The 12,531-nt window shown below is 39.4% G+C and carries 8 protein-coding genes; all 8 read left to right on the forward strand.

The features are described from left to right. Nucleotides 1-46: 46 nt before the first annotated feature. Nucleotides 47-661 (forward strand): TetR/AcrR family transcriptional regulator, encoded by a 615-nt coding sequence (locus JW794_08475; protein MBN2018142.1) that lies wholly within the window; start codon nt 47-49, stop codon nt 659-661. Between the two features lie 18 nt (nt 662-679). Further along, nucleotides 680-1,771 (forward strand): T9SS type A sorting domain-containing protein, encoded by a 1,092-nt coding sequence (locus JW794_08480; protein MBN2018143.1) that lies wholly within the window; start codon nt 680-682, stop codon nt 1,769-1,771. A gap of 31 nt (nt 1,772-1,802) precedes the next feature. Beyond that, complete coding sequence (locus JW794_08485; GenBank protein ID MBN2018144.1) at nt 1,803-2,420, forward strand: DJ-1/PfpI family protein; 618 nt, start codon at nt 1,803-1,805, stop codon at nt 2,418-2,420. A gap of 10 nt (nt 2,421-2,430) precedes the next feature. Beyond that, a complete protein-coding gene (locus JW794_08490) occupies nt 2,431-4,854 on the forward strand; it encodes a T9SS type A sorting domain-containing protein (protein MBN2018145.1) in 2,424 nt (807 codons plus the stop codon). A 309-nt stretch (nt 4,855-5,163) separates the two neighbouring features. Next, on the forward strand, nt 5,164-7,710 hold the full coding sequence (locus JW794_08495) for an SBBP repeat-containing protein (protein MBN2018146.1): 2,547 nt from the start codon (nt 5,164-5,166) through the stop codon (nt 7,708-7,710). A 93-nt stretch (nt 7,711-7,803) separates the two neighbouring features. Continuing rightward, on the forward strand, nt 7,804-9,006 hold the full coding sequence (locus tag JW794_08500) for a hypothetical protein (GenBank protein MBN2018147.1): 1,203 nt from the start codon (nt 7,804-7,806) through the stop codon (nt 9,004-9,006). A gap of 393 nt (nt 9,007-9,399) precedes the next feature. After that, nucleotides 9,400-10,266, forward strand: a complete 867-nt coding sequence (locus JW794_08505; protein ID MBN2018148.1) for a hypothetical protein — start codon at nt 9,400-9,402, stop codon at nt 10,264-10,266. Between the two features lie 35 nt (nt 10,267-10,301). After that, on the forward strand, nt 10,302-12,531 hold a 2,230-nt coding region (locus JW794_08510; GenBank protein ID MBN2018149.1), incomplete at its 3' end, for a VCBS repeat-containing protein.

Here is a 12,531-nt window from a genome sequence, read left to right on the forward strand (position 1 = left end):
TTACACACGTGTGTAATTAAAACACAGGCGTAACGCCGGAGATGATATGAATAGAAAAGAAAGAGAAATGCTTAGACGTAAGAACGAGATCATTGAAGCAGCACGGCAACTATTTACCGAAAAGGGTGTCGAAGAAGTCACGATGGACGAGATTGCACAACGAGCAGAATTTACAAGAAGAACCCTTTACTCCTACTTTCAAAGCAAATTAGACCTCGTCGTAGAAGTTGTAATAAAAGCGTTTTCTTCAGCATCTGAAAATTTTCTCGCTATTCGTTCACTAGACAAAAATCCATATGAAAAACTTATAGAACTGGCAAAGGTCTATCTTCAGTTCTTCAAGGATAATCCAATATATTACTCTTTGTTACAGCAATGTGATCTTGCGATACATAATGACAGAGACAAGCTAAGTCCAGGTGTTATCAATGATATTAAAGCAGATCCGCTGGATATAGATTCCATTGCTCAGGATTGTTTTGAAAAGGGTGTTCAGGAAGGAATATTCTATGATGATGTTCGACCTGATCTTGCGGCAGCTTTTTTCTTCAAATCGCTGTATGGGATCATTCATCAATATGTCTTACATCCGCAGTTTCCAGAAGATGATTTTTATGTCGAGTTAACGTACTTGTTACGAGGATTAACCAAAAAAATGTAATAAATGTATGGAGGTCTCATGAAAAAGGGTATAGCTATTGCTTTATTTTTGATGATATGTATGCCGTGCATGGCGCAGAATCTATTGAACGGTCCCGAGGATATGATCTACTATCCTGCAGATGTATGCTTTTATGTTTCAAATTGGGCAGGTAATAATATTATACGAATCGATCAGGATAACAATCAGACATTATTTAAATCCAGTATCACTCATGCTCATGGTATGCTGAGGGATGGTGACACTTTGTATGTTGCGTCAAATTCTTATATTAAGAAGATAGATTTGCAGAGTTCAACGACGGTACAATCATATTATATTGTTGGAGCTCAGCGACTTGGTCATATAACAACAGACAACAATAGCATTCTGTACGCGTCAGATTGGAATAATGGGAAGATCTTCACATTGGATCTCAATACCGGTCAATCACAGACGCTTGCGACGGACCTGCCAACGCCGGTTGGAATTTCGTATGATGAAGAAAATGCACGATTGATCCTGTGCTGTATGGAAGATTATGCTCCTGTTCGGGCTGTTGATATCACGACGGGTAATGTAACCGAAATAGCGTATCCAAATCTTGGTTCTTTAGATGCTATTACAGAAGATGACAACGGGTACTACTATATATCCGTGTGGTCAGAAAGCGCGATTTACAAATTTGATCATGATTTTCTGAACACAGCTGAGCTTATCTCAAGTGGTCATAATGGTCCTTCGGGTCTTGAATATTATCCGGAACTTAATGCATTGGGTGTAACGAACTATAATTCAAATTCTGTTTCATTGATCTATCTTGGAACAAGTTTAGATGATCCAAATCAACACGACAAATCATTATGTGTCGCATATCCTAATCCTTTAAAGCAAAGCATTTCTTTTGAATTTCATAACATGAGTATGTCTTCAAACGTACGTAAGAGTGCAATCTATAATTCGAAGGGACAGCATATCATTGATTTGAATCTATCATGTACAGAAAACTGTTTTATTTCATCATGGAATGGACACGATTCGATGGGAAGAGCTGCTGTTCCGGGTGTTTACTTTGTCGTCATACAAAATGGAACTGATCGTATAACAAAAAAATTACTCTTGATAAAATAAAAAAAGTGTTTACACAAAACATGGAGGTCTCATGAAAAAAATTATCACGTGTGGGGTAATAATACTCCTCTTTCTTTCAGCATCGCTTTGTGCTGATAATGTTAGGGCACTTGTAATTGTACCCACTCAGTATGGTGCAAACAGTTTCCTGATTATAGAGAAACTGCGGGAAATGGGCTTGGATATTACAACGACAGGCGTTACGGTTACTGTGCCGCCTTGTTTCTGGGGAGAATCGATCACTGTTGATCTGTTGGTCTCAGAGGTTTCGAACATAGCTGATTATGATTGTCTCATACTATTTCCAGCACAATCATATGCAAATCCTGCAGGTGCGTATAATACGATCCTCAATTCGAATGCTGCAATGGATTTGTTCGTGAACGCAAATGCTAACGGATTGGTGATCTTTGCCACCTGCGCCGGTGTTCGCTGTCTTGCAGCGGCAGATATCATCAATGGCGTCAACATCACTGGCAAAGATTACTATCTTCAAGAATATATCGATGCAGGAGCAAACTTTCTGGGAACGCAGATCCCTGCAGTCATCGATGGAAATATCGTAACGTCAACACGCGGTCAGTACTATTGGCAGCAGAATATTGAAGCGATCAGGACAGCAATGGAAAACCTGATCAGTTCACGATAGGGGAGGTATCATGAAAAAAATATGCGTACTTTTCAGTCTCTGTATAGTTATGATTATATCAGGCACATTATATGCAGATTTTCATAATTTATGGGATGAATACTTTGGCGGACCTTTTGCAGACGGTGCAAAAGCAGTTATAGAAGCAAATGACGACGGACTTATCATCGCTGGTTACACCTATTCAGATAGCTATGGATACCAGGATATGTATGTTCTCAAGGTCGATGAAAACGGTAATGAGGTTTGGAGTAATCACTTTGGTGGATCAAATTTCGATGCTGCGTTCTCAATATGCAATTCAATTAATAATGATGGCTATATTCTACTTGGTAATACAGCGTCTTTTGGACAGGGATCAAAGGATATCTATGCTGTGAAAATAACAAATACCGGCGTTGAAGAATGGTCAAATACATACGGTGGAGCTGCTGTGGATTTGGGACGAGGAATAGTCCGAACCTCTGATGATGCATATGTGATTTGCGGATATACCGAATCATCGGGGGCAGGGGAAGATGATATCTATGTCCTGAAGATCGATGCTGATGGAGATACACTTTGGACAAAAACAGTCGGCACTTCACATTCCGAAACAGCAGAGAATTTTATCGAAACATCTGATGGGCATTATGTAATCGTCGGTTCGACCGGCATCTATGATACGCCGGGTGTTACTTCCGGAAATAATCGAGAGATCTATCTTGTGAAAATGGATTCTTATGGAAATGTTACCAACGAAGGAATCTACTGGGTCATGACATCCGGACAGGGCAGTTATGATGACGGATTCGATGTGTGTGAAGCACCTGATGGGGGATTCGTCTTAATAGGGGGATGTACCCAGGAATCTGTAGAAGTGATGGATGTTGCTTTGATCAAAACGAACGAAAATTTAACAATGGAATGGAAAAATCATCTCGAAGTACCTGAATGTGCATTCTATGATTTCGCGAAATCACTTGTATATTGTCCGCTCGACAATACCTATCTTATCTGCGGATCAGCAGAATATACCGACCTTTCAACAGATCTCTTTGTTATGAAAGTGGATGATGAAGGAAATATCCTCTGGACGCAAACCTATGGCGGTCCGGGAAATCAAAGCGGATTTGATATCCTTCTCAGCAGTTCCGGCTACTGCTATGTGGTCGGGCAGTCATATTTGTATGGCGGCGGAGGTTATAATGTCTGGCTCATGAAGTTCATCGAACTCTCTGCTGATTTCGAAGGGACGCCGAATTCAGGTCATGCTCCATTGGAAGTTCAGTTCGGCAATTTCGTTCTTGGAACTGTGGATTCCTTTGAATGGGACCTGGATGGTGACGGATCGATCGATAGCACAGAACCAACCCCAACATGGACCTATGCTGATACCGGTTCGTATAATGTAAGTCTTACTGTTACAGTTGATACACTTTCTCTGACCGAACTCAAAGAGAATTACATTCGCGTGTTTGACGGGCAGAGCTCCCTCGAATTTGATGAAGGTGATAACAGGGTGACATGCGAGAGCGATTTGTATCCTGCTATGACAGGCGCATTCACTGTTGAAGCATGGATAAATCCAACAGATTATGGTATTGATCCCTTTTTTGGATTTGGCAGGATCTTTGAAAGAAAATCCATTCTGATCTACCTTTCCAACCAGTTTCCAACATTGACTATCGAAAGTCTGGTTGCTCAAATTCAGAACGAAGCAGGAGCGAACTACTTTTATTCTACCGAGAATAATTCCATTGTCCTCAACCAGTGGCAGCATGTTGCTGTAACCTATGACGGCATCGATCAAGTATGTATGTATATCAATGGAGAAGAAAAACTTGCGTATCAGTCCGGCACGTTATCCGGAACTATCAAAGATAATGCAGACTATGATATACTATTCGGGAACAGTGCTGATTATGCAAAGTCCTTTACCGGTCGAATCGATGAGGTGCGTATATGGAATGTGTGCAGGTCCCAGGCAGATATACAGGCATATATGAATATGTATCTTCACGGGTATGAAACCGGTTTAATTGGTTACTTAACCTTTGATGAGGGCTATGGTGACTATGCGCTCGATGAAGTAACAGACCAAGATGTGTTAATCTCTTTAACACATTGGGCACAGGGCTATCCGCTTGCTCCAGTCTGTGTCGATCCCGGAAATGAATCTGATGAGTTTTTGTTTTCTGTATATCCAAATCCTGCCCGAAACGTGATCAACTTCTCTTTTTCCAGCAAAAATGCTGAAAACTTAACCATTAATATTTATAACATTCTTGGGCAAAGAGTGAATACTCTGCGAGATAAAGATACAAATACACCCGGATACATGACATGGAATTGTACGGATTATAAAGGTAATAAACTCGCAAACGGTATATATTTTTGTGAGCTGGTGCAAAAAGATAAAACAATATTACAAAAAGTGCTCCTTCTGAGATAAATGAGCTGTTTGAAATCCAAGCGGCGAGTGGCAGAGATGTTGCTCGTCGTTTTTCAACAACTAAGCATAAAATTTGTTAAACAATTTGACAAGATAGGTATCTATTATAAAAAGAGTATGTGAACTTGAGAGGTGTTTGGATGTACATTTAAACTTGAACAGAATTAGATACTGAAAAAAATCGGAATTAATTTCAGCGCGCCTGCGAAAAAATAAATAAAGAAGTATATGAATAATTTCGATAATCAAAAACGGTTGGGCTTATTCTCTGATCTAAAACCTTCAAATAAATCCTAAATTGGAGGATTCATGAAAACAAGAACTATTTTAATTTGTATTTCGTTATTGATATTTAACACGGTTTTATTTGCCCAAACACCTGAATGGGATTGGGCAACTCATGCTGGTGGAAGCGGATTAGATTTAGGGTTTAACATTACAATTGATGCTGATGGTAATCTTTATACGACAGGAAGATTCGAAGGTACTGCTGATTTTGGTTCCTACACTCTTATCAGTAATGGCGAATCTGATATTTTTGTTGCAAAGATGGACGCAGATGGAAACTGGATTCGTGCATCCAAAGCTGGTGGAGCTTCTTCTGAAAGTGGAATAAAAATCAAGATAGATAGCGCGGGGAATAGTTTTATAACAGGAAGTTTCGAAGGGATAGCAACTTTTGGTTCTTCTACTCTTTATAGTTCAGGAATGGAAGATATTTATGTAGCAAAGCTGGATGCTGATGGAAACTGGTTATGGGCAACCCAGGTTGGCGGAGATAATGTAGATATTGGAAATGCAATCACAATAGATGATGCTGGAAATTGTTATGTAACAGGTTCTTTTAGAAGTAATTCAGTAAACTTTGGCTCCTATACTCTTACCAACAGCAATGTTGGTGATTTACATAGTGATATTTTTGTGGCAAAGATTAATGCTAATGGTTATTGGCAATGGGCAGCCCAGGCTGGTGGAATTCAGGGTGAAGTAACAACTGGAATCGCAATAGATGGAGTAGGGAATTTATATATGACAGGATATTTTACACACACAGCAGAATTTGGTTATTTCTCTCTTACTAGCGCAGGATGGGAAGATATTTTTGTTGCAAAGATGGATGTGAACGGAAACTGGCTCTGGGTAACCCAAGCTACTGGTACTAATGAAGACGAGGGATTGGAAATTGTAATAGATGATTCAGGAAACAGTTATGTCACAGGAACTTTTAAAAGTAATACCATAAATTTTGGACCCTATACTCTTACAAGTAGTGGTAGTTATGTATATGATATTTTTGTAGCAAAGGTGAATGTGAACGGGAACTGGCAATGGGCAACTCAAGCTGGTGGAGCTATACATGATAAAGGTTATGGAATCACAATTGATAATGCTGGAAATAATTATGTAACAGGAAGATTTATGTCAAATGCAACCTTTGGTTCATATTCTCTTACCAGCAGTGGAGATTATGATATATTTATTGCTAAGATGGATGTCAATGGTAACTGGCAACAGGCAACAAGGGCTGGTGGAAATGGGGGTGATGCAGGAAAGAGCATCACAATAGATAATACTGAAAATTGTTATGTGATAGGAAATTATTGCGAAACAGCAAATTTTGGTACCCACTCTATTACCAGTAATGGGGATTCGGATATTTTTGTAGCAAAATTTAGTTATAATTATGATATAACATTCAATTCATTAGCAGATATGATTACAGCAAGATCTGGTTTTGCTTATGCAAATGATGGAGATTATCTATATGCTATAGCTGGTGCAAATCATGATCTTCCTAATGATAGAATTAATAACATTGAAAAATACGATTCTGCTACTAATAGCTGGTCTGAATTTGCAGATGGATTAATTCCCAGACTATATTGTAGAGCAGAATATATACAAAGCACAGACAATATTTATATCTTTGGCGGATTAGCAGGTAATAATGCAACACATTCGGATACTGTAGAAGTAGTTGATGTTAACACTGGTAATTTAACCTATTTAACCGCGGATCACATTCTAAGTTCGCAATCGGGTTCTGCTGTCTGGAACAATAAGATTTATATTTTTGGTGGCACTCAAAATACTGGATATTCCAATGAATTATATGAATTTGAACCTTCAGGCAATAATTGGACACAGCTTGCAGACATGCCGGAATCAAAAGAAACTGAAGGTGAAATTGTTGATGGGATATTGTATGTTTTCGGAGGATACAACGGTTCCGTTTCCAATAGAATAGATGCGTATAATATTCAGAACAATGAATGGTCTTTTATCGGGTATATGCCAACCGGTGTTTCTGCACATCATACTACAGCATCAGGGCAGTATATCTGGTTAACAGGCAGTTATAGTGATCTCAATTTTGTAGCTGAATTCAATACGGCAACACATGAATTCACCCAATTGAGCAATAATATGATTGGCCGTAGACATTGTGGCACTGAAGTAATTGGAGATAATTTGTATGTTTATGGAGGTTATATTCCCGGCAATGATTTATCTAGTTTACAATATGCAGATATTTCTAATGTAGATATTGATGATGAACCAAATATAATTCCTTCGCCAATTACTCTCTTTCAAAATTATCCAAATCCATTTTATCCCAAAACCACAATTTCCTTTTGTATTAAGCAAAATAGCGACATTGAACTCGAAATATTCAATATAAAAGGACAGAAAATTAAAACGCTTATTAACGAGTTTATGCAAACAGGCAATCATTCAATCATCTGGAATGGTGATGATGAGTATGGTAAACATGTGTGTTCAGGTTTATATTTTTACAAGCTAAGTGCAAATGGTAAAACCGAGGTAATAAAGAAATGTTTGTTGGTAAAATAAAAGAATTGCTGCTAACAAACAACTCCAAGACTGAAGCGTGGCAGAGGCAAGACATCAGACGCAATATTACCTTTTCATAAATAGGAGATCTGAATGAAGCGAATACTTTTTATAAGCGGATCCATGGGTCTTGGCCATATTATCAGAGATATCGCTATTGCCAATAAGATAGCATGTGTAAACGAAAATGTGAAAATCATATGGCTCGCAAATGGTCCGGCTGCAAAAGAAATAAAGCGGGTGGGCGGAGTATTACACAAAAGATGGGAAGAGTTTGCAGATCTTAACACAGAAGCTGAAAGCGTTGTGAAAGGTTTTTCTCTGCGATTACCGGATTACGGTAGAGTTTCACGACCAAGATGGGAAAGTAACTATCGATTATTTTGTAACATTTTGAGTTATGAAGAATATGACGTTGCCGTGGGGGATGAAACATATGGAATATGGTTTCATCTCGATAATCTTCATGATAAGATAAAAACTCCTTTTGTTATGATTTACGATTTTGTGGGATTTAGTTACTTAACTTTCATGCAAAGACTTAGGAATTTATTACACGGAAAAAAGTCTACTAACGAGCAACAGTCTCAAGACCATAAGCGAATAAAAGCTGGAAAGAATAGTGTCCTATTCATCGGCGAAAATGAAGATATATCTGATAGCAGATTCGGGTTTCTGTTGCCAAATCGTAGACGCTATGCACAAAAGCATTATTTCTTAATTGGATATGTTTTAAATTTCACTCCGGGAGCAATACCAGATCGGAACAGATTAAAGAAGGTTTTAGGGTATGGTGACAATCCGCTGATTATCTGTGCGATTGGTGGAACAAGTGTTGGTAGACAAATCCTGGATTTGTGTTCTAGAGCCTACGTCTATGTGAAAGATGAAATCCCAGATCTGCAAATGGTACTGGTTTGTGGTCCACGTCTTGACCCAGCTTCTATTATAGTATCTGGTGGGATTGAGGTTAAAGGTTATGTTCCGAAACTCTATGAGCATTTTGCAGCGAGTGATTTGGTGATAACCCAAGCAGGGGGGACCGCAACACTCGAGCTGACAGCGCTTAAAGTACCATTTATTTATTTCCCAATAGAAGGACACGAAGAGCAAGAGACACATGTATCTAAGAGGTTGGAGAGACATCAAGCCGGTGTTAAAATGTTATTCAAGAATACTGATCCGTTAAGATTAGCTCAAAAAGTCCTGCAGAACATAAACAAACCAGTGTCTTCTGTGAGCATTCCTATTGATGGTGCCCAAAAAGCCGCTGAAATAATATGTTCTTTTCTCTAGTGTCATTAGTTCATTGAGAGGTTGGCAGAGGGCACATGATATGCTTTCTTCGGCATTACTGCTTCTAACTACGGCTTGACGACTACGCACCCTCCGATATCTTAATCTAAATGCACGATGACGCTGGCATTTCACCAAGCACCAATCCGTTAAGTAAGATACTAATCAAAATTTAAATGAAAGATAAGACAAAAAAACATGAAAAAATATGCGAAGTTTAATTTATTTAGTTATAATGATTTTAAATTGTAGGTGGGTTTGATCTGAGAATTTGAAGGTACATTTAATGAAATGAGGGGGAGGAAGGAGGACACATTCACATCATTTTATTTGACAATCAAATTTACAATATTAAATAGTAGTTCTAAATAGAAACACTAAATTGGAGTGCACATGAATTCCGCAGAATTACTCGGACTTCTTACCAGCATCGGATTTACCCGCATCGAAGCAGAAGTGTACCTGTCATTGGCGCAAGGTGCTGCACAGTCGGGATATACAATTTCGAACAGTATTGGCAAATCCCGCTCGAATGTGTACCAGGCACTGAAGACTTTGGAGCAAAAAGGGGCGATTGTCGAGCTTCAGGCAGGTAGGAACAAACAGTTCCAGGCAGTGCCCATTGAGCAGGTACTCGAGCAGAAGGAAAAAGATTTTTTAACAAAAAAAGAAGCGATCACCGAAGCGTTCAGTTCCATTCAAAACCGGGAACAGGACGACCAGATATATGCGTTGAACACGGTCAGTCAGGTTTATACAAAAGCAGAGGAAATGATACAATCGGCTGAGGAGGTCATATTTATCGATGTTCAACCCATGCAACTCGAACGGATCAGGTCGGTGCTCGAAGAAACCGCATCGCGCGGTATCAAGATCGTCATACTCGGTGACGAAACCTACGAGGTCAAAGGGTGTGAGATCATGAAATATTCCTATTATGTTACACCAGGTAAAACCTATGAACCATGGGGGCTAGACTGGTTCTGTATTGCTGTGGACGGGGGCAAATTTCTGATTTCGACCTTTAAGCAACAGGAAGAGGAACTGATATATGCGCTATGGAGCAGCAGTACGTTCCTTGCCGGCTGGATCTACAGTGATATGCTGTACGAGATTGCATTCAGCCATATTATCAATATGTTCAAAGACGGGCTTTCACGGGAGCAGATATGGGACGGCATCAATGCGTATGCTGCGAAATATTTCGATATAGCACCTGCAATCATTCGTCTCAAAGCACTTTATAAAGACGCACCTTAATCTCAGAAAAAATAAAATCAATAAGGGGAGCACACATGAAAAAAAGAATAGGAATGACCCTATTTCTTGTAATAGGGCTTGTACAATTATCTCTGCTTTATGCAGACACATTGCTGGAAGAGCACACACTTTTCGAAAATACGAACGGCGCATGTGCAATTGCAGCAGCGGATTTCAATCTTGACGGTTTCCAGGATCTTGTGTACACATGTTTTCAGAGCGGACATATCACATGGCTGGAAAATGACGGAAACCTGAACTTTTCAGAACATCTGGTTATCAATGGATACACGAATGCAAAAGCAATCGATGTGGGAGACATCAATCAGGACGGATATCCTGATTTTGTAGCAACGGCAAATGGAGCTGACAGGATCACATGGTTCGAGAATAATCATGATGAAACCTTCACAGCTCATGATGTTGCGACAACCTGGGATGAACCGGGTTTCGTACAGGTAACAGATCGTCCGAGTGGAAATCTTATCGATATCAATTCTGACGGTGAAGTAGATATCCTTGCAACTGCATGCCAGATTGGAAGGATCGGTTGGTTTGAAAATGACGGTGAAGAAAATTTCGAAGAGCACATTATTAAAGATGACTGGACTGTAGTAAGCGGAGCAGTGGCACTGGATGTGGATGGAGACACTGATATCGATATCATTGCGGCAGCACAAGGTGGGGGAGTCGTATGGTTCGAAAACATCGGTGATGACGAAGTTTTTACGGAACATCTTCTCTTTGACGGCTGGGATAAATCAAACTGGATACAGGCAGGATTTATCAATGATGACACGTATGTAGATTTTGCCCTTACATCATGCGGGATTAGTGATAATGTCGGCTGGTTTGAGAATGACGGCAGCCAGAATTTTACATTACACATGTTGAATGACAGCTATGCTGGAGGTCGAAGCCCGGTTTTATCAGATATCGATGAAGACGGCGATACGGACATTTTTGCAATTGCCTGGCAGGATGCTGTTGCGTCATTCTTTGAAAATGACGGAGAAGCGAATTTTACGGAAACCTTTATCAGCACAGATGCACTTGATCTATTAAAATTGTTTATTGTCGACCTTGATTCAGATGATGATTTGGATATTGTCGGATGTACGGCAGTGTATGGTGTTCATCATATACGTTGGTGGGAAAACGTCAATGAGTTCCTTGTTGCAGATTTTACCGTCGATGTGGTGACTGGAAATGTACCTTTGTCTGTAAATTTCAGCGAATCGACGTTCAGTAAGCCACCAGTGCAGTATTGGCATTGGGATTTCGATAATGATGGCATAATAGATTCGTATGAACAAAATCCTGAATGGACCTATAACGAAGTTGGATCCTATATGCCTACACTCGTGGTGTCGAATGGTGTGATCACTGAAACAGTTACACTTGATGACAGCATACGGGTTTTCGATGGTGAAAGCGCATTATATTTTGAATCAGGGAATTGTGTGATGGTCTCACCGTCTCCAACGCTTAATATTATCGATGATCTTACCATGGAAGCCTGGATAAAACCGATTGGTTGGGGATTACATCCCTCTCTAGGATTTGGCAGGATCATCGATAAGACGGCGTATGTCCTGATGCTTATCAAAGAATATGCTGTGACGAATAATTACTGTCTTGCAATGTGGCTGTATAACGAAAACGGCACAAATTCTATAATAACAACACCTGATAGTTCGATTTCCCTAGATACATGGCAACACGTTGCAGCAAGTTTTTCCAACACATATGATGAAGTAAAAATGTATATAAATGGTATTGAGCAGGAGCTTTCTTTTACAAATACACCTTCAGGTCCAATAGCAGATAATAGCGCAAGTGACTTAGCAATCGGCAGTACTAATTATAATTGTTTTACTTTTAATGGCACAATTGATGAAGTTCGCGTTTGGAATGATAGTCGGAGTTCTGATGATATTCAATATTACCGGAATTACTATTTAAGCGGCTCAGAACCCGGTTTGTCGGGTTATTGGCAAATGAATGAAGGAAATGGTATTCTTGTTCATGATTCGAGCCCAAATTTCAACGATGGCGTAATTCTAGATCCAGTCTGGACGCATGGCAAAGGTCTTTTGCCAGTAGGTATCGATGAAATAATCGAAAATGAGGAACTTTACTCACAAATATTGCCAAATCCTTGTAGAAAAAATCTGAATATTTCATTTTTCTGTAAAAAATCAGAAAATATTAAGATAAATATCTATAATATTCGCGGTCAAAGAGTAAAAACGTTAGCTGACA

The sequence above is a fragment of the Candidatus Cloacimonadota bacterium genome (assembly GCA_016932035.1).
GTDB lineage: Bacteria > Cloacimonadota > Cloacimonadia > JGIOTU-2 > JGIOTU-2 > Celaenobacter.

What these genes read in the sequence shown, in the direction of transcription:
- JW794_08475 (MBN2018142.1), top strand. Translation starts at nt 47, where the DNA reads ATGAATAGAAAAGAAAGAGAAATGCTTAGACGTAAGAACGAGATCATT.
- JW794_08480 (MBN2018143.1), top strand. Translation starts at nt 680, where the DNA reads ATGAAAAAGGGTATAGCTATTGCTTTATTTTTGATGATATGTATGCCG.
- JW794_08485 (MBN2018144.1), top strand. Translation starts at nt 1,803, where the DNA reads ATGAAAAAAATTATCACGTGTGGGGTAATAATACTCCTCTTTCTTTCA.
- JW794_08490 (MBN2018145.1), top strand. Translation starts at nt 2,431, where the DNA reads ATGAAAAAAATATGCGTACTTTTCAGTCTCTGTATAGTTATGATTATA.
- JW794_08495 (MBN2018146.1), top strand. Translation starts at nt 5,164, where the DNA reads ATGAAAACAAGAACTATTTTAATTTGTATTTCGTTATTGATATTTAAC.
- JW794_08500 (MBN2018147.1), top strand. Translation starts at nt 7,804, where the DNA reads ATGAAGCGAATACTTTTTATAAGCGGATCCATGGGTCTTGGCCATATT.
- JW794_08505 (MBN2018148.1), top strand. Translation starts at nt 9,400, where the DNA reads ATGAATTCCGCAGAATTACTCGGACTTCTTACCAGCATCGGATTTACC.